This window comes from Marinomonas sp. TI.3.20, from assembly GCF_038155025.1.
Taxonomy (GTDB): Bacteria; Pseudomonadota; Gammaproteobacteria; order Pseudomonadales; family Marinomonadaceae; genus Marinomonas; species Marinomonas flavescens.
In genome coordinates, this window is the sequence record NZ_JBAKAS010000002.1 from 262,646 (window position 1) to 282,339 (window position 19,694).

At 42.9% G+C, this 19,694-nt stretch carries 17 protein-coding genes; 4 read left to right on the top strand and 13 right to left on the bottom strand.

Annotated features, from left to right (window positions below; genetic code table 11):
* Nucleotide 1: 1 nt before the first annotated feature.
* The 8 genes from sucC to sdhC form a co-directional block, all read right to left on the bottom strand.
* Nucleotides 2-1,168, bottom strand: coding sequence for an ADP-forming succinate--CoA ligase subunit beta (gene sucC, locus V6259_RS03735; RefSeq protein WP_133011033.1), 1,167 nt, complete (start codon nt 1,166-1,168; stop codon nt 2-4).
* A 90-nt stretch (nt 1,169-1,258) separates the two neighbouring features.
* Nucleotides 1,259-2,698, bottom strand: a complete 1,440-nt coding sequence (gene lpdA / locus V6259_RS03740) for a dihydrolipoyl dehydrogenase (RefSeq protein ID WP_341583372.1) — start codon at nt 2,696-2,698, stop codon at nt 1,259-1,261.
* Between the two features lie 114 nt (nt 2,699-2,812).
* A complete protein-coding gene (gene odhB / locus V6259_RS03745; RefSeq protein WP_341583373.1) occupies nt 2,813-4,348 on the bottom strand; it encodes a 2-oxoglutarate dehydrogenase complex dihydrolipoyllysine-residue succinyltransferase in 1,536 nt (511 codons plus the stop codon).
* Between the two features lie 33 nt (nt 4,349-4,381).
* Nucleotides 4,382-7,225, bottom strand: coding sequence for a 2-oxoglutarate dehydrogenase E1 component (locus V6259_RS03750; protein ID WP_341583374.1), 2,844 nt, complete (start codon nt 7,223-7,225; stop codon nt 4,382-4,384).
* A 360-nt stretch (nt 7,226-7,585) separates the two neighbouring features.
* Complete coding sequence (locus V6259_RS03755; protein ID WP_133011029.1) at nt 7,586-8,290, bottom strand: succinate dehydrogenase iron-sulfur subunit; 705 nt, start codon at nt 8,288-8,290, stop codon at nt 7,586-7,588.
* A gap of 12 nt (nt 8,291-8,302) precedes the next feature.
* On the bottom strand, nt 8,303-10,075 hold the full coding sequence (gene sdhA, locus V6259_RS03760) for a succinate dehydrogenase flavoprotein subunit (protein WP_341583375.1): 1,773 nt from the start codon (nt 10,073-10,075) through the stop codon (nt 8,303-8,305).
* A 3-nt stretch (nt 10,076-10,078) separates the two neighbouring features.
* Nucleotides 10,079-10,426 carry a succinate dehydrogenase, hydrophobic membrane anchor protein gene (gene sdhD / locus V6259_RS03765; RefSeq protein ID WP_341583376.1) on the bottom strand — a complete coding sequence of 116 codons (348 nt, stop codon included), beginning with the start codon at nt 10,424-10,426 and terminating at the stop codon, nt 10,079-10,081.
* Nucleotides 10,420-10,797, bottom strand: a complete 378-nt coding sequence (gene sdhC / locus V6259_RS03770; protein WP_341583377.1) for a succinate dehydrogenase, cytochrome b556 subunit — start codon at nt 10,795-10,797, stop codon at nt 10,420-10,422. Before sdhC ends, sdhD begins: the two co-directional genes overlap by 7 nt.
* A 569-nt stretch (nt 10,798-11,366) precedes the next feature.
* On the opposite strand from sdhC, the gene gltA reads away from it, so the two are divergent.
* Entirely contained in the window at nt 11,367-12,647 is a 1,281-nt protein-coding gene (gene gltA, locus V6259_RS03775) for a citrate synthase (protein WP_341583378.1), read from the top strand.
* Nucleotides 12,648-12,720: 73 nt separating this feature from the next.
* Here the strand turns inward: gltA and V6259_RS03780 are convergent, their stop codons facing one another.
* Both V6259_RS03780 and V6259_RS03785 read right to left on the bottom strand, forming a co-directional pair.
* Entirely contained in the window at nt 12,721-12,948 is a 228-nt protein-coding gene (locus V6259_RS03780; RefSeq protein ID WP_133011024.1) for a hypothetical protein, read from the bottom strand.
* Nucleotides 12,945-14,093 (bottom strand): DUF2066 domain-containing protein, encoded by a 1,149-nt coding sequence (locus V6259_RS03785; RefSeq protein ID WP_133011023.1) that lies wholly within the window; start codon nt 14,091-14,093, stop codon nt 12,945-12,947. Before V6259_RS03785 ends, V6259_RS03780 begins: the two co-directional genes overlap by 4 nt.
* 116 nt (nt 14,094-14,209) lie before the next feature.
* Here V6259_RS03785 and purM point away from each other — a divergent pair, with 116 nt between their 5' ends.
* From purM to V6259_RS03800, 3 genes are read left to right on the top strand one after another with little or no spacing between them, the layout of a single operon-like run.
* Complete coding sequence (gene purM / locus V6259_RS03790) at nt 14,210-15,268, top strand: phosphoribosylformylglycinamidine cyclo-ligase (RefSeq protein ID WP_341583379.1); 1,059 nt, start codon at nt 14,210-14,212, stop codon at nt 15,266-15,268.
* Nucleotides 15,265-15,918 carry a phosphoribosylglycinamide formyltransferase gene (purN, locus tag V6259_RS03795; RefSeq protein ID WP_341583380.1) on the top strand — a complete coding sequence of 218 codons (654 nt, stop codon included), beginning with the start codon at nt 15,265-15,267 and terminating at the stop codon, nt 15,916-15,918. Before purM ends, purN begins: the two co-directional genes overlap by 4 nt.
* Nucleotides 15,919-15,934: 16 nt before the next feature.
* Nucleotides 15,935-16,669 carry a DUF3108 domain-containing protein gene (locus V6259_RS03800; RefSeq protein WP_341583381.1) on the top strand — a complete coding sequence of 245 codons (735 nt, stop codon included), beginning with the start codon at nt 15,935-15,937 and terminating at the stop codon, nt 16,667-16,669.
* Here V6259_RS03800 and mobA read toward each other — a convergent pair.
* The 3 genes from mobA to V6259_RS03815 form a co-directional block, all read right to left on the bottom strand.
* Nucleotides 16,659-17,237 (bottom strand): molybdenum cofactor guanylyltransferase, encoded by a 579-nt coding sequence (gene mobA / locus V6259_RS03805; protein ID WP_341583382.1) that lies wholly within the window; start codon nt 17,235-17,237, stop codon nt 16,659-16,661. The genes V6259_RS03800 and mobA overlap by 11 nt on opposite strands.
* A 375-nt stretch (nt 17,238-17,612) precedes the next feature.
* Nucleotides 17,613-18,251, bottom strand: a complete 639-nt coding sequence (locus V6259_RS03810) for a helix-turn-helix transcriptional regulator (RefSeq protein ID WP_341583383.1) — start codon at nt 18,249-18,251, stop codon at nt 17,613-17,615.
* Nucleotides 18,252-18,358: 107 nt separating this feature from the next.
* A complete protein-coding gene (locus tag V6259_RS03815) occupies nt 18,359-19,693 on the bottom strand; it encodes an HlyD family type I secretion periplasmic adaptor subunit (RefSeq protein WP_341583384.1) in 1,335 nt (444 codons plus the stop codon).
* Nucleotide 19,694: the final 1 nt, after the last annotated feature.

Here is a 19,694-nt window from a genome sequence, read left to right on the forward strand (position 1 = left end):
ATTATTTGCCCTCCGCAGCTTTAACGACTTGGATAGCTGCGTCTTTAAGACTTGTTGCAGCGATGATGTCTAGGCCAGAATTAGCTAGCACTTCACGACCTTTTTCAGCGTTAGTACCTTCAAGACGTACAACAACAGGCACAGTTACGCCTACTTGTTCTACTGCTCCGATGATACCTTCAGCGATCATGTCACAACGTACGATACCACCAAAGATGTTAACCAATACTGCCTTAACATTGCTGTCAGAAAGAATGATTTTAAATGCTTCAGCAACACGTTCTTTTGTCGCGCCGCCACCAACGTCTAGGAAGTTAGCTGGCTTGCCACCGTGTAGATTAACGATGTCCATTGTACCCATTGCTAGGCCGGCACCGTTTACCATGCAGCCAACGTTTCCGTCTAGAGCAACATAGTTAAGTTCCCATTGTGCTGCATGTGCTTCACGCTCATCTTCTTGAGATGGATCGTGGAACTCTTGCATTTTCTTCTGACGGTAAACAGCGTTGCTGTCGATACCGATTTTGCCATCTAGGCAATGAAGATTACCTTCGTCAGTGATAACTAGAGGGTTGATTTCTAGCAATGCAAAGTCGTAGTCGTGGAACATTTGAGACAAACCAAGGAAGATCTTAGTGAACTGCTTGATTTGAACTGGGTTAAGGCCCAATTTAAATGCTAATTCACGAGCTTGGTAAGGTTGAGCGCCAACAACAGGATCAATGATCGCTTTGTGGATTAGCTCAGGAGTTTCCTCAGCTACTTTCTCAATCTCAACACCGCCTTCAGTAGACGCCATGAAAACAACACGACGAGTAGAACGGTCAACAACGGCACCAAGGTACAATTCGTTGGCAATGTCAGTGCAAGATTCAACAAGAATCTTAGCGACTGGCTGGCCTTTTTCGTCAGTTTGGTAAGTAACTAGATTTTTACCTATCCAATTATTTGTGAATGCTGTAATTTCTTCATAAGAATCAACAAGTTTTACACCACCTGCTTTACCGCGACCACCAGCGTGAACCTGAGCTTTAACCACCCATTTGTCACCGCCAATTTTTTTCGCTGCTTCCACTGCCGCTTCCGGCGTGTCTACTGCGTACCCTGTAGATACTGGCAGACCGTATTCAGCAAAAAGCTGTTTAGCCTGATATTCATGTAAGTTCATTTGATTCTTCCGCTCATCTGAATGATTGACATAAGCTCTGCCTGTTAAGGCAGACATTACCGGCACAAGGCCGGCAAATCTAAATTTCTATTAACGCTTTTTACGGTTTGCAATGTGGATAGCATGGCCATCTACTGCTAACGCCGCTTCATGTACTGCTTCACTTACCGTTGGGTGAGCGAATACAGTCAAGGCGATATCTTCCGCTGTAGAACCAAATTCCATTGCAATAACAGCTTGTGCGATCAAGTCAGCCGCATGACCACCAATAATATGGCAACCCAAGATACGGTCTGTTTCTTCATCAGCAATGATTTTAACAAAACCATCAGTGTCGTTAGCTGCCATTGCACGACCAGACGCCGCGAATGGGAATTTACCTACTTTGTATTTAACGCCTTCTGATTTCAATTCCTGTTCGTTTTTACCAACCCAAGCAAGTTCTGGGTGAGTGTAAATAACAGAAGGAATGCAATCGTAATTCATTTGCGCTTTATGGCCTGCGATAATGTCCGCTACCATTACACCTTCTTCAGATGCTTTGTGCGCCAACATTGGACCACGAACGATATCACCAATAGCAAATACACCTGGTACAGACGTACGGCATTGGTCATCAACGAAAACAAATCCACGCTCGTCTAGCTTAACGCCAGAATCGTCTGAGAAACAACCTTGAGTGAATGGCTTACGGCCAACCGCTACGATTAATTTGTCGAACGTTTGCTTCTGCTCTTCACCCTTAGCATCAAGGTAAGTCACTTCCACTTCTTCGCCGTTGATTTGGCTGCCTGTTACACGAGCGCCAAGACGAATGTCTAGATCTTGTTTTTTGAAGATTTTAGCGGCTTCTTTCGCGATGTCTTGATCACAGATACTTAGGAAAGAATCTTGTGCTTCTAATACAACCACTTCAGAACCAAGACGAGCCCATACAGAACCCAACTCAAGACCAATAACGCCAGCACCGATAACGCCAAGACGTTTAGGTACAGCGCGGAAATCCAATGCACCCACGTTATCAACGATAATATCGCCAGTTTGTGGTGCAGGTGGAATATTTACTGGAATAGAACCTGTCGCCAAAATAACGTTATCAGTTTCAAGTGTTTGAACTGAACCGTCATGGGCTGTGAATTCTACTTTTTTATTCGCTAGAACCTTACCGAAACCTTCAAAGCTAGTAACGCCATTGGCTTTGAAAAGACCTGTGATACCACTGGTCAATTGGTTAACGATTTTGTCTTTACGGTCAACCATGGTGTCAATATCCATGGCAACATCGCCAACACTGATTCCGTGAACACCGTAAGAGGCTTTCGCATCATGGTATTTTTGTGAAGAATCAAGCAATGCTTTAGAAGGGATACAACCCACGTTTAAGCAAGTACCACCTAGACGAGGCTTATCTTCTTTATCTAACCATTTTTCGATACAAGCCGTTTTCAGACCTAATTGAGCCGCACGGATTGCAGCAACGTAACCACCAGGGCCGCCACCGATTACAATAACATCAAATTTAGTAGACATATGCGTTTCCATTTATCCTATCGAACTGCAGCAGCCCTTGTGAGGCTGCCGCGAAATCAATTCGCACTTTTAAAATAGTACGAACCCTTAGATTTAAAGCTTAGATTTCTGCGCTTAGATTTCTAACAACAAACGCGCTGGATCTTCTAAAAGCTCTTTAATTGTTACCAAGAATTGTACGGCTTCTTTACCATCAATCATACGGTGGTCATAAGAAAGGGCTAAATACATCATTGGTTGAATCACAACTTGACCATCTACTGCCATTGGACGTTCTTGGATTTTATGCATACCCAAAATAGCAGTTTGTGGTGGATTGATGATTGGCGTTGACAACAATGAACCAAACGTTCCACCGTTAGTGATAGTAAAAGTACCACCTTGCATATCATCCATACCAAGCTTGCCATCACGACCGCGTAAAGCGAAGTCCATGATATTAGACTCGATATCAGCAAGGCCCATTGCTTCGGTGTTACGAAGTACTGGAACCATTAAGCCACGAGATGTTGATACAGCAACACCGATGTCTTGGTAGCCATGGTAAACCATGTCATTACCATCGATAGAGGCGTTGACCGCTGGGAAGCGTTTTAGAGCTTCTGTTGCCGCTTTCACGAAGAAAGACATAAAGCCAAGCTTAGTGCCGTTATGAGTCTTGATAAACAGATCTTTGTACTTCTTACGAAGTTCCATGATCGGGCCCATATTAACTTCGTTATACGTAGTCAATAGTGCCGCTGTTTGCTGTGCTTCAACAAGGCGTTTAGCGATAGTGGCACGAAGACGTGTCATAGGAACACGTTTTTCGATACGACCATCAGCACCCAATGGTGCCATAGCAGCTGGCGCCGCTGCTTTCGCCGCAGGTGCTGGAGCCGCAGCTGGTTTCGCTTTAACGGCTGCATCTACGTCTTCTTTGGTGATACGACCGCCTTTACCAGTGCCTTTAACTTGTGCTGTTGTAAGACCCGCTTCCGCTAATGCTTTACGAGCTGCAGGTCCTGCAACGCCATCTTCATCGGATTCAGCAGCAACAGTGGCTGCTGGCGCCGCTGTGGCAACAGGTGCGGCTGCGCTAGAAGCGCCGACCAAGAAGCTTGCGATAATTTCATCACTAAGAATCGTTTCGCCTTCTGCTTTTAGAATCTCACCAATAACACCGTCAGCAGGGGCAACGACTTCTAAAACAACTTTGTCTGTTTCGATGTCAACAATATGCTCATCACGTGAACACGCTTCACCTGGTTGTTTGTACCAAGTTGCTACCGTACCTTCGGCAACAGATTCAGGGAAAGTTGGTGCTTTAATTTGCACACTTTCTTTCGCTGATGTTGCTGCAACAGGTGCAGCAGCAACAGGTGCAGCAGCAGCCGGTGCCGCTTCTTGTTTCTCTGCTGGTGCTGCAGCAGCACCAGATTCAAATACAGCCAAGACTTCATTGCTAAGAACAATATCGCCTTCTGCTTTTAGTATGTTTTTTAATACGCCGTCTGCTGGCGCAACCACTTCCAAAACAACTTTATCCGTTTCGATGTCAACAATATGCTCGTCACGAGCACAGGCTTCACCTGGTTGTTTGTACCAAGTAGCAACGGTGCCGTCTGCTACGGATTCTGGAAAAGTTGGTGCTTTAATTTCAATACTCATTTGATACCCTTATCTCTCTGACAGGCTATGGTGCTAATCAACTAATGCGTCGTTGATAAGCGCTTCTTGTTCTTGAACATGGATAGACATGTAACCAGCCGCTGGTGCAGCAGACGATATACGGCCTGCAAAACGAATTTTGATCTCTGGAAACAATTTCTCCAACACTCGGTTCATACGGTGACGATTGGCATGCCAAGCACCTTGGTTTTTCGGCTCTTCTTGACACCAAACTAGGCTCTCAATATTCTTGTATTGCTCCAACTCTGACTCTAGATCATCGTAAGGGAACGGATACAATTGCTCTAAACGGATAACCACCACATCGTCTTTTTCAAGTTCAGCACGACGATTAATCAAGTCGAAATAAACTTTACCACTACATAGAATAATACGTTTTACTTTATCCGCTGCGATGGTTTCAGATGTGTCTGGTAAGACGGTTTTAAAGCTACCATCAGCCAAGTCTTCTAACGTTGAGATTGCTTGTTTATGACGAAGCAAACTCTTAGGAGACATAATAACAAGCGGACGACGCATTGGGCGAATCGCTTGACGGCGGAGGATATGGAATATTTGCGATGGTGTTGTTGGCACACAAACTTGAATATTATATTCAGCACAAAGCTGCAAAAAGCGTTCTAGCCTTGCAGATGAATGCTCAGGACCTTGACCTTCATAACCATGAGGTAACAACATAGTCAGACCGCATAAACGACCCCACTTGTGCTCACCACTGGTGATAAATTGGTCAATAACCACTTGCGCACCGTTTGCAAAATCACCGAACTGTGCTTCCCAGATAACCAAGCCTTTTGGCGCAGTTGTCGAGTAGCCATATTCAAAAGCCAATACCGCTTCTTCTGAAAGGTATGAATCGTATAAATCCATCGTCGGCTGACTGTCAGATACATGTTTAAGCGGAATATAAGTGCTGCCATCTTTCTGACTGTGAATCACGGCATGACGGTGTGAGAAAGTACCACGCCCTGAATCCTGACCAGTAAGGCGGATTGGATAACCCTGCTCTAACAAGCTCGCAAAGGCCAACGTTTCGGCGTAGCCCCAGTTAAGAGGTAATGCACCCGCGGTCATTTTATCACGGTCTTGATAAATTTTCTGAACCTGGCGCTGAACAACAATACCATCAGGAATAATTGTTAGCTTTTTAGCTACTTCTTGTAATTTAGCAAGTGGGTAGCGAGTATCTCCAGCATCTGTCCACTCAGCACCTAGGTACGGTTTCCAGTTGATGAATAATTCAGATTTCGGTTCTAATACTAGGCTCTTAGCAACATGGCGCCCGTCATCAAGATCTTGACGATTCTCAGCGATCATAGCTTGAGCTTGTGCTTCAGTAACAATATTTTCAGCCGCTAAGCGCTCTGCGTATAACGCTCGTGTTGTTTTTAGCTTATTAATAACACTGTACATTAATGGCTGTGTACCAGAAGGCTCATCGGTTTCGTTATGACCACGACGGCGATAACAAACCATATCAATCAGTACATCTCGACCAAACTCGTAACGGTAATCCAAAGCTAGTTGAGTAACAAACAATACCGCTTCTGGATCATCACCGTTAACGTGGAAGATAGGCGCTTGAATCATTTTCGCAACATCGGTTGCGTACTCTGTAGAGCGTGAATCATCCTGACGGTTAGTCGTGAAGCCTACTTGGTTGTTGATAACGATATGAACCGTACCACCAGTATGGAAGCCACGAATTTGAGACATCTGGAATGTCTCCATCACAACACCCTGACCAGCAAACGCAGCATCACCATGGATAGAAATAGGAACAACTGTTTTGCCTATTGTATCTTTGCGGCGATCTTGACGAGCACGAACGGAACCTTCTACAACAGGAGAGCCAATCTCTAAATGAGATGGGTTAAAAGCAAGCGCTATATGTACTTCGCCACCCGCTGTCATCACATTAGAAGAGAAACCTTGGTGGTATTTAACATCACCTGATGTACTAACCAGTTTTTTACCCTTGCCTTCAAACTCATTAAATAAGTCTTTAGGATTTTTACCTAACGTATTCACTAACACATTTAGTCGGCCACGGTGAGCCATACCAATCACGACTTCTTTTGCGCCTAGTGCGCCAGAACCTTGAATCAATGCATTAACCATTGGTATCAAGCTTTCGCCGCCCTCAAGACCAAAGCGCTTCGCTCCTGGATAACGGCTTGCTAAGTACTTTTCTAGGCCTTCAGCTGCGGTTAAACGTTCAAGCAGATTTTGTCGTGTTTCAGGGGAATATTCAGGACAAGAGCGTACTGATTCTACACGTTGTTGAAGCCACGCTTTTTCTTGCGTATTAACAATGTGCATGAATTCATAACCTATATGCTGACAATAGGTTTTTTCAAGTTCAGCGATGATGTCGCTTAACTTCATTGAATCTTTATTAAAGAATAAAGAGCCAGTTTTAAATTGAGTATCAAAATCAGCACCAGTTAACTGGTGATAAGCGATATCTAAGTCTGCTACTTTCTCACGTTTTTGAAGACCCAATGGATCTAAAGAGGCATGTTGATGTCCGCGTACACGGTAAGCATCAATAAGTTGTAGCACATTGATCTGTTTATTTTCATGTTCAGAGCTTGCAGCAACACCGGTAGAAGCAGGCATTGCTCGGAATTTATTTTTTCCGATTTCTAAAAACTGCTGTTGGATTACTGAATGTGGTAAATCTGTTGATTGAGCCTCACTTACACGAGGCAATTGATCAAAACATTTACGCCACTCTTCCGACACTGAATTCGGATCGACTAGGTAGCTTTCAAACAACCCCTCAACGTATTCCAAGTTACCACCTGAAAATTGAGAGGTGCTCCATAGCAACTCCATTAAACTTTCGTGCATTCTCGATCACCCTTATGTTCGAGCCAGCTACCGGGGTCCCGGTATGAACTTATCATATCAGTCAATAATTCCATCAGGCCCGTAAGGCTGTTAAAGCCTCGATTTGTTGTCAATTTATCACCGTATATGTCCTGTTGCATTCTATACCAAACTATTATTTATGCTGTGTCTCACAGCATTTTGCCTAAGCAATCAATCCAATAGTTTCTCTAAGTACATCCTTGCAAGCACAGGACAAATTTTAAATTCTTTTTGTTCAGTTCTCTACACCAAAAGATGCAAAAACGGCGGCATTGAAGAACAAATTCAAGCCGCCTGAGCATTATTCACTCTATAACAACAAAGTGAATCATTTATGACTTAAGTCGCTCTTTGCAAAAGCATGGTACGAATATTACCAATGGCTTTTGTAGGGTTTAATCCTTTCGGACAAACATTGACACAGTTCATGATTCCATGACAACGGAATACGCTGAACGGATCATCTAGCTCACCTAAACGCTCTTGTGTTGCTGTGTCACGACTGTCCGCCAAGAAGCGGTAAGCTTGTAGTAAACCAGAAGGTCCAACAAACTTATCAGGATTCCACCAAAAAGATGGGCACGCTGTTGAACAACAAGCACACAAAATACATTCGTATAGACCATCAAGCTTTTCACGCTCTTCAGGACTTTGCAAACGTTCAATCGCAGGCACTGGCGTATCGTTAAGAAGATAAGGGCGGATTTTTTCGTATTGCTTATAAAATTGCCCCATATCAACCACTAGATCACGCACTACAGGCAGGCCAGGCAACGGACGTAAGACAAGCTTACCTTTCTTCGCTGCTTCTGAAACTGGTGTAATACAAGCTAGACCATTTTTACCTGACATGTTCATACCATCGGAACCACACACACCTTCACGACATGAACGACGGTAAGAAATACTAGGATCTTGAGCTTTCAACAAGTTCAATACATCCAAAACCATCAAATCTTTGCCCGCAGGCAAATCAATCTGGTAGTCCTTCATGTATGGCGCATCGTCCACTTCAGGATTGTAACGATAAATACTAACTAACATTTCAATTACTCCTTAGTATGAACGAATTGTTGGTGGAAAAGCTTCCATCGTTTTCGGTCCAAAGTTTACGTCACGTTTCGTAACTGCTTTGCTTGCAGGATGGAACAATGAGTGTTTCAACCAATTCTCATCATCACGCTCGGTGAAATCGTTACGCGCATGTGCGCCACGACTTTCTTTGCGGAATTCTGCTGGAATAGCGGTTGCTTCTGCCACTTCTAACAAGTTCTCAAGTTCAAGCGCTTCAACACGTGCGGTGTTAAATGCCTGACTCTTATCACTAAGATTTAGGTTTTCTACACGCTTACGAATGTCTTCAAGGGCTTTCAAGCCTTTCTGCATCATTGCGCCTTCGCGGAATACACCAAAGTACAACTGCATTACTTTTTGAAGCTCTGCACGAACCGCAGCAACATCTTCACCACCTGTTGAATTATTCAGGCGAGTCAAACGAGCCATGGCTTTTTCTATGTCGGTGTCACTTGCATCAAGAGAGTCAAAACCAGCGTCTAGCACTTTCTTAACATGTAGACCAACTGCACGACCAAATACAACTAAGTCAAGTAACGAGTTACCACCTAGACGGTTTGCACCATGTACAGACACACAAGCGATTTCACCACATGCATACAAACCATCGATGATCACATCGTCGCCGGCTTCGTTTTGCATTAGCGCTTGACCACTGATGTTAGTCGGCACACCACCCATCATGTAATGACAAGTAGGAATAACTGGGATTGGTTCTTTTACTGGATCTACGTGAGCAAAAGTACGAGACAACTCTAGGATACCAGGAAGACGTTTATTCAACGTTTCTTCACCTAGGTGATCAAGCTTAAGCAATACATGATCGCCTTCTGGACCACAACCACGACCTTCTAGGATTTCAAGAATCATAGAACGTGCCACTACGTCACGACCTGCAAGATCTTTCGCGTTTGGCGCATAACGCTCCATGAAACGCTCGCCATCTTTGTTGATCAAGTAACCACCTTCACCGCGACAACCTTCTGTCACTAGTGTACCGGCACCGTAGATGCCCGTTGGGTGGAACTGCCACATTTCCATGTCTTGTACAGGGAAACCAGCACGCAACGCCATACCAACACCATCACCCGTGTTGATGTGTGCATTGGTTGTAGACTGGAAGATACGACCTGCACCGCCAGTCGCTAGTACGGTTGCTTTTGCTTTAAGGTAAAGTGTTTCACCTGTTTCAATGCAAATAGCAATCACACCAACAACAGCGCCTTCGCTGTTTTTAACAAGGTCAGTGGCATACCATTCATTTAAGAAGGTAGTGCCGCCTTTCAAGTTTGCTTGGTAAAGCGTGTGCAACAAAGCATGACCAGTACGGTCAGCGGCAGCACAAGTACGAGCCGCTTGTCCGCCTTTACCAAAATCTTTTGATTGACCACCAAAAGGACGTTGGTAAATACGACCATTCTCTTTACGAGAGAAAGGTAGACCCATGTGTTCAAGTTCAAATACGGCTTGTGGGCCTACAGAACACATGTATTCGATCGCTTCTTGGTCGCCAATATAGTCTGACCCTTTTACGGTGTCATACATGTGCCAGCGCCAATCATCATTTGGATCTTCACTTGCGATTGCACAGGTAATACCACCTTGTGCAGAAACTGTGTGTGAACGAGTTGGAAATACTTTCGTTACACACGCAGTGTTTAAACCAGATTCTGTCAATTGCAATGCGGCGCGCATACCAGCACCGCCACCACCAATTACAATGGCATCAAAAGAAATCGTACGAATATTTGCCATTATTTATAGCCCCCAAAGAACCTGAATGCCCCATACGATGTAAACAAACATCAGTAGACCGCATAAAGCTTGAAAAACAAAACGAATACCGGTTGGTTTAATATAGTCAGTTGAAACAGACCACAAACCAATCCAAGAATGCATACCAATGGACAACAACATCATCAAACTAAAGATACGCACCCAAGTTGTCTCGAACAAAGCACTCCATTGATCAAAAGTAAGATCAGGGTGCATTAACAAGTAACCGATAATAAACACAGTGTACAGAGCCAACACAACCGCTGAAACTCGCTGCATCATCCAATCGTAAAGACCGGAACGGCCGAAATTTGTAATTTGAGTTACCATATCCACACCCCTGCTAAAACGATTAGGACAGCAGCAATTACTAAGTTAGCAATAGCAGCTTGGCGCCCACTTTCCAATTCCTCGAAATACCCTAGATCCATAAACAAGTGTTTTACACCTGCTACAAGATGGTACATCAAGGCAGAAACGACACCCCAAATAATAAACTTCGCTAGGAAATTGTTTTGAAGCATGTCAACAACGTGGTCAAAACCTTCTTGAGACTCTAAAGAGACATCAAATGCATAAAACAAGAAAACCAAACCGATAAAGAGAATGATTCCTGTTGCACGATGAAGAATTGATACTATTGCTGTTACGGGCTGAGATATTGTTGAAATATCAAGGTTGACTGGTCTTTTTTTACTCACGACTCTTTACACCATTTTATCGATTGAGTGGTCAATCACGACCCAATATCTATATGCACCAACGTATTAACTCGCGTAAAATACGACTGCATCATAGGCCTACTTTGAAAATCCCATCGATTTGCGAACGAGTTGAGATAAAGGAACTACTCTTTATTTTCAAGACATCAACAAATCAATGGAATCATCGTGACCGCAATTATAGACCAGCGAAATTTACTAAGACAAATAGACAAGAGTATGGGTTTTCAATGATCATCATTCACAAGCTGAATGTAACCATAAGCCAGAACAATAATGGTACTAAATTACGAAATTTTTCACAGCGAAAAAAGTGAAATAACACTTATATTTCATAACGATAGGTGTAGACGGTATATTTTTTAAACATAGCATAAAAGTCAATTTTGTCAGATAATTACAAACACAAAGATAATTATGCAAGTAGTTTGCAAATGCATAACATTGACTTTTATAGTGCGTAGACAGTATTTTTTGCCCACCTTCTTGGCTAGACAGATCAATTTTTGACTTTTTAGCCTCGGATCAGAATACGAAGGAGACCATAAATGGCTGATAAAAAAGCTCGAATTACAGTGGATGGGATCGATAATCCAATCGAATTACCCGTTCTTTCCGGTACACTAGGTTCAGATGTTATTGATGTTCGCACTCTAGGCTCTAAAGGTATCTTTACCTACGACCCTGGATTTATGTCAACTGGCTCGTGTGAATCTGCAATTACTTACATCGATGGCGATGCAGGTATTCTTTTACACCGTGGCTATCCTATTGCGCAACTAGCAGAACATTCTGACTATCTAGAAACCTGTTACCTTCTTTTGTATGGAGAGTTGCCAGATAAGGATCAAAAAGAAGCGTTCGTAAAAACCGTTGGCAATCACACCATGGTAAACCAATCGATGCATAAATTTATCGAAGGTTTCCGTAACGATGCACACCCGATGGCAATCATGTGCGGATTAGTTGGAGCGCTATCTGCTTTCTACCAAGATCACATGGACATCAACAATGCAGAGCATCGCGAAATTGCGGCTTTCCGTTTAATTTCGAAAATGCCGACACTTGCTGCGATTTGCTATAAATACTCTAAAGATCAGCCAGTTATGTACCCACGTAACGATTTATCTTACGCTGAAAACTTCTTGTACATGATGTTTGCAACACCATGTGAAGAGTACGTTGTAAACCCAGTATTTGCTAAAGCGATGGATCGAATTTTCATCCTTCATGCGGACCACGAGCAGAACGCCTCAACGTCTACTGTACGCTTAGCTGGCTCTTCTGGCGCCAATCCATTCGCTTGTATTGCTGCTGGTATTGCAACCCTTTGGGGACCCGCTCATGGCGGTGCCAACGAAGCAGTATTAACGATGCTTGAAGAAATTGGCGACGTTGCAAATATCGATGAATACATAGCAAAAGCAAAAGACAAAGACGATCCTTTCCGCTTAATGGGCTTTGGACATCGCGTTTATAAAAACTTTGACCCACGTGCCAAGGTAATGCGCGAGACCTGTGACCAAGTTTTAGCTGAATTAGGACAATCAAATGATCCTTTGCTAAAAATTGCTAAACGATTAGAGCAAATTGCGCTTGAAGACCCTTACTTTATTGAGCGTAAACTGTATCCGAATGTAGATTTCTACTCCGGTATTATCATGAAGGCCATTGGCATCCCAAGCAGTATGTTTACGGTGATTTTTGCCATGTCTCGTACTAGCGGCTGGATATCTCATTGGAATGAAATGATCAGCGGCCCCTATAAAATTGGCCGCCCTCGTCAGCTTTACGTTGGTAAAGCACAACGCGATTACCCTGAAAAGTAAAACATAGTTGATACAAAAAACCGCGCCAAGGCGCGGTTTTTTTTACTTCAAATTGTAATTAAGTAGAGAAGTATTATTCCTCTTCTTCAACAATCTCCGTAATGACTTTTGACGAGCATTTAACACACTCACCTTCAATCCAAACTCGATCCGGAGTTGAGTATTCGATAGGATTTTTCATCCCTAAGTCCATTTCCATACACTCATTACACCAAGTTTGGCGCAAGAAATCCTGCTGCTCTTCTTCATCTCTAGCAAAAAAATCTAACGTCACTACAGAGTCTTCATTTAATTCTGTCACTGCTGAACTCCACTATATTTAAAGGTTTCAATTGGTTCTGCTGGGACATCAACCTGATTGACACTTTCGCCCACCATAGGCTCCCCAGCAACGCCGTTACTCTTTGTAGCAATGGGCTTAGTATTATCAATCTGCAACAGGCTACTCAAAGAAATGCTGTTTATTAATTTTTGTTTACTGCCGTTAATCGCTACCGAAAAAGTCACTAGATCCCCCTTCGCACCCACAACAAAAACATCCCTAACAACACCAACCTGCTCTAAATAAGACTGAACTTTATTCAAAGCAAGGTAACTATTTATGCCTGACACCTGAATCATTAAACGACTTTCCACAGCAACGTTTCTAACGGCTGCATAGCGTGTAGACAAGACTAACGCCATATCAGAACTAGCCTGATCAGCCAAGGCCTGCAAACTATCGCCATTCAGAGAAAACCGCTGACTGGTACCATCATCCAATAAAACCAGCAAGGTTCCACTTACCGTTCCGGCATAATCAGTCACACGCATTGCAGCAACAGCATCCGTCTGATATCGCTTACTTGCTTGCTTAATACTACTTTCAAAGAACCCCCATATATCAGATGGAGAAATAGCACTCTTATCAACAGAATCCACCAGAGGCGCGTAAATTGGAACGCCAACCATAGCTGCAGATGTTGCCAAATCATTCAATAATTCCGAAGGAGCATTGGCGCCAGAAATACTTCTCACCCCATTATCTTCACTGACCGCCCAAACCAAAACTGAAGGTCGATTATTCCCCCATACCGGCAAATTGTTTTTGGACAAAAAACGATCTATCGATTCACGATAGAAAATAACACTCACTTTTTTACCCGCTACCAGCTCTCCATTTACAGGCAGCAACTGCGGCAAAGAAACAACCGAATGTTGCGCAACCCATGTCGGAGCATCTGATTGAGCCTGCTTTAACAAATCACCACTAATCGCTTTCTTATCGCCAGACACTCTAACCAACACTTGCTCAACCGCTTGAGAAAACGCCTCATCGAGCAATTGATCATCCGAACCGACCACTGGCAGCTTAATATCAGCCCGATAAAGATTGCTCACAGGGACGGCATTTGCTAGTGACACAAAAAAAACACTGAATAAAACTATCAATATGCGAAAATTCATAACCCTTCCTTCGTTTATTTGCTTATTCTACTGTCTTAATAACAAAGAACCATAGCCCTAATGTGTCACTATGCTAAAATGCATTTTTTTCCTCGTACCATGATAAGGCATAGGCAATGACCAAATCGGACAAACCATCGATTAGTTATAAAGACGCAGGCGTAGATATTAATGCCGGCAATCAACTTGTTGAACGCATCAAAGGCGTCAGCAAAAAAACTCGTCGCCCTGAAGTAATGGGTGGATTAGGTGGGTTTGGCGCATTGACTCGCCTTCCAACTAAATATAAAAACCCTATCCTTGTCTCCGGCACAGATGGTGTAGGGACCAAGCTGCGTTTGGCCATGGACCTTAACAAGCACGACACTATCGGTATCGACCTAGTGGCAATGTGTGTTAACGATCTTATCGTCGCTGGAGCAGAACCTCTTCTTTTCCTAGATTACTATGCAACAGGTAAACTAGACATCGACGTGGCCGCAAATGTAGTCACTGGCATTGGCGAAGGCTGTCTTTTATCGGGCTGTGCCTTGGTTGGCGGCGAAACCGCTGAAATGCCTGGCATGTACCACGACGGCGACTATGACCTAGCAGGTTTTTGTGTTGGCGTTGTTGAAGAAGAAGCGATTATTGACGGCAGCAATGTAAAAGCTGGTGACACACTAATCGCACTTGGCTCTTCTGGCCCGCACTCTAATGGCTACTCATTGATTCGTAAAATCCTTGAAGTCAGCAAAGCCGACCTAAATCAAGAAATCGATGGCGTGGCACTAAAAGATGCCTTGATGGAACCTACTCGCATTTATGTGAAATCCATCCTGAAATTAATGGAATCTATTTCTGTTAATGCGCTGTCTCACATTACTGGTGGCGGTTTGCTAGAAAACATTCCTCGTGTATTACCAGAAAGTGCAGCGGCTCGTATCGATGCAACTAGCTGGAAACGTCCTGCTGTGTTTGATTGGCTACAAGAGCAAGGCAACGTTGAGCAAGAAGAAATGTATCGCGTCCTGAACTGTGGCGTTGGTATGGTACTTGCGATTGATGCGGACAAAGCGGATACCGCCTTAGCGATATTAAAAGCAGAAGGCGAAAACGCTTGGGTCATCGGTGATATTTGCGACCGTAACGGCGGCAAAGAAGTACTGATTTCCGATCTTGAGGCCAATGCATGAGTTTTCCCATCGTTGTCTTAATCTCTGGCAGCGGTAGCAACTTGCAAGCTTTGATTGATCAAAGCTTGCAAGGTAAGCTCGACATCACCATCAGCGCAGTGATCAGTAACAAAGCCGATGCTTATGGGTTGGAACGAGCCCGCAATGCGGGCATACCTACTCATGTTTTGGATCATAAAAGCTTTGCTGATCGTGAGGCGTTTGATCAATCGCTACAAGAAACGATTGATCAATATCAGCCGAAACTTGTTGTTCTAGCGGGCTTCATGAGAATTTTGACCGATACCTTTACCCGTCACTACGAAGGAAGAATGCTTAACATTCACCCTTCTCTGTTGCCGAAGTATAAAGGTTTAGACACGCATCAGCGCGCTATCGATGCGAACGATAAAGAACATGGAGTATCAGTGCACTTTGTCAGCGCTGAACTTGATGCTGGATCGGTTATCGTGCAAGCTAGTACTCAAATAGAGCCAGTAGACACCGCCGAATCATTAGCTATGAAGATTCACAAACTTGAACATGTGATCTATCCATTGGCAGTAAAGTGGTTTAGCGAAGGCAGACTAACGGTTAATAAAGGAAAGGCGTTTTTTGATGGTCAACCACTTCCTGCAAGTGGCGCCAACTACAAAGAAACACCTAAATGAGATAAGGATATAGAATATGGGTATTCATAAGATTTTTGCATTTATCGCTGTAAGCTTACTGACTTTACCCATATCACCTGCCTACAGCGCAACCTCTTCCCAAGATTCTTTTTTAACGCCCTATTCCGCGGTTTATAGCACCATCTGGAAGAAAGGCATCACAATGAAAGTTAAAGGCACACAAACCCTGTCCAAACAGGCTAATGGCACTTGGCAGTTTTCATTTACGGCTGACAATTTTTTTGCCTCTCTCAGCGAAAAAAGCACTTTCACCGTTAAAAACCATCAAATAATTCCAACACACTATTTATATCAAAGCAGCGCATTAGGTAAAAAACGCAAGGCCGAGTTGTTTTTTGATTGGACAAAAAATCGCGTACGAAATGATATAAAAAACAAACCTTGGAACATGTCTATCAAACCAAACACGGTTGATAAACTCAGCGTGCAATTACAAATTAGAGAAGACTTAAAACAAGGAAAGGATAACTTTGATTATCTTATCGCAGACGGTGGCTACACTAAAAACTGGCGTTTCAAACGATTAAAGACAGAAAATATTGAAACTAAATTTGGTGAAATATCAGCCATTAAAATGATTCGGACCGACAACAAAGACTCTAATAAACAAACCTCTTTTTGGTTTGCTCCTAAATACGATTACCTACTGGTTAAACTCACACACAAAGAAAAAGGCGGCGATTCTTACACTTTGGACATAGAATCCTTAAAAGTGCTAGCTAAACACTAGAATCTATTTGCTCTTGATAATTCACATTCAAAAGCTCGCCTTCTACACCCCAGAGTACAGAGTCGTAGCCATGTTCTCGATAATAAGCCATCACACTATTTCTATCTCCCCCGTCTAAAAACGTCGCTAAAGATTGCAGGCCTGATTGAACTGGAATAATGGCATGCAGAGGATGTAAACCACTACCACTTTCTAAACAATGTATTCTCTCTGATTGCGCCTGACTCGCAACCTTTAATGCAGCAAAAGCGGCACTAGAGATATTTGGCGTATCGCAGGGCGCCACCAAAATATGAGTTGTCGACGCTTGGTTTAAGGCACTCCACAAACCAGAGAGCGGCCCTCGCTCTGCGTAAGCCTCCTCATCCTGTATGAGCTTATAGCCTAATAACTGATAGTCTGAGAAGCGCCGATTCACATTTAAACAAACATGCTTTACTAACCCTTCCATAGCTTGAGCAACCCAAAAAGCCATAGACTGCCCCTTATAAAGCACCAGACCTTTTTCTACACCTGACATTCGCTGAGCTTTACCGCCCGCAATCACAACACCTGAAAGTGTGTACACAACAACCTCACCTAAACGATGGCCAACTTTCGCCTACGACAAATAAAACACCTTCCAATAGTGTTGCTGTGCTCTAATAGGGATTAATTCTAATTATAAGAGACACGAGCTCTCGCTGCGAGAGCCCGCCTGAATGATACGTTATTAAAATCCATGAGATTATTTAATAATAAGTTATCTATAGCCTCTGACAAGGCATAATCTCATTAATAACGCGGCATCTTATAAAAAGGTAAACGAAGCATCAATAGAAATATAAAAGAATGGAACGACGAGATAAAGGCAGCAGAGATTATAGGCAATCAAACATCTGCTGTTTATACGACATAAAACAGGTTAGCCGTACTTTGAAAATAGCGAATAGCATCTCGTATATTATGGCGCTGAAAATGCTCCTTGCACAAGAAGAGCTAAAGACAAACGATCCTTAGTATTGGTTTTCTTAAATATTGATGTAAGGTGCGATTTCACCGTTCTCTCAGTAATATCCATCTCAATAGCAATCTGCTTGTTCGACAAACCATGAGAAATATAATTAGCAACACTAACTTCTCGCTCAGATAAAGAGCTCAATAAAACTTGATCCGTAGTGGTTTTTTGCTTAGGTGCAGATTGAGCTATCAGATTTAGAATAAATGACTTCCCACCCCAAATCTCACCAGACCCAACCACTGATAAAGCCAATGCTAATTGCTCCTTACCAATATAAGGTGAACATTGACCTCGAACACCACTTGAAAGTAATCTCAAAGCAGCAGCTTGGCTTGGTTGATTTGGAAATACTATCACCTTTGTATTTGGAAAAGCGCCACATAAATAGACCACATCTTCTACTCTCTTAGAAAATTCTTTATCTTCTAGAAATACAAAAAAATAATCAAATGCCGCATCAGACTCTAGCTGAAGCTTTGCACTATCGCCATCAAGGGCTCTGATCAAGGTCACTTCCTGATCAACAATTTTATTCCAATGATCCCAAACAGAATCATCCGTGTTCCAGCACAAAATTTTCAAAGCATCCCTCATCTACTACTTTTATTGAAATCAATTATACTCACGACCAAACACCAGACTGTGTTTATTTGTTACTTAATCATAGTCACAAAGATTCGCCTTTATGATCATCGCTCGTGCAAGGCATTTTGCTTTGCCTTAATAATTGGTTTCAACAAATATTTTAATAATGTCTTCTTACCAGTAATCACATCCACTGTCGCTTGCATACCCGGAATAATGGGCAAACGCTGTGAATTATGTTCCAAATAATTACGGTCAGTCCTTACCCTTACTAGATAAAAGCTCTTTCCCTCTTCATCTAAAATAGTATCCGCACTAATATTCTCAACAGTCGCCTTTAAGCCACCATAAATCGCAAAATCATAGGCGGTTAATTTAACAACAGCATGAAGTCCTGGCTTGATAAAACCGATATCTTTAGGACTTACTTTCGCCTCTATCAGCAAAGAGTCTTCGATAGGAACAATTTCTAATAGATTCATACCCGGAGTAATAACACCTCCAACTGTATTTATTTGTAACTGCTTAACAATTCCTTTAACAGGAGACCTTACCTGAGTTCGAGACACTTTATCTTGCAGAGAAACATTCGTCTCTTTCAATTGATCCAGTTTACTTTGAACCTTGGTTAAATCCTCTTGTGCATCAGCCCTAAACTTAGCCGAACTTTCTTTCAGCTTGCTCTCGGCTTCTTTCAACGCTGACTCAGCCCTAGGAATGGCCAATTGAGTCGCATCCAAGTCTCCCTTGAGCTGATTCACTTGTCGCTCAAGCTGCAACAACTCAACCCGTGAAACGGCACCTTGCTCAAACGCAGGTCGTGTCAAGTTAAGCTCTTCCGTTGATAACTCAAAGCTTCTTCTAAGGTTGCCTAATTTCGCTTCTTGCTCAACAATTTCTTGTTGCTTTTGAGCAACCTGCTGATCAAAAACACGCTGATTACTTCGTAGTGAAGCCAATCTGTTTTTATACAATTCCATCTCGCGGCTAACAACATTGGGATGCAACGCCCTCATATCTGAAGCAAATGCTGGTTCCTTACCTAACGCCTCTGCTTTCAATCGAGTCGCACGAGCTCGCAAGTTAACCGATTCGACTTCCTGCTCTCTAAGAGAAGAAAGCGCCTCTGTGTTTTCGATAGTCATCAATATCTGACCACGCTCAACGGTTTGACCCACTCGAGTGTTAATTTCTTTTAAAATACCGCCTTCCAAATTCTGTATCTGCTGCACTTGGCTTGATGGGATAACTTTCCCCACACCCACAGTAATTTCATCGAAGCTTGTATTATCAGCCCAAACCAAACCCAAAATAACAAAGACAAAAATCACCCATAAAATAATACGTCCACCACGGGGTGTTTTTAGCATTAAAGCTGAGTTTTTATCATTCAGAAAACTCAAATCACTTTGTGATATTTTATTCAATTTTTTAGCCATG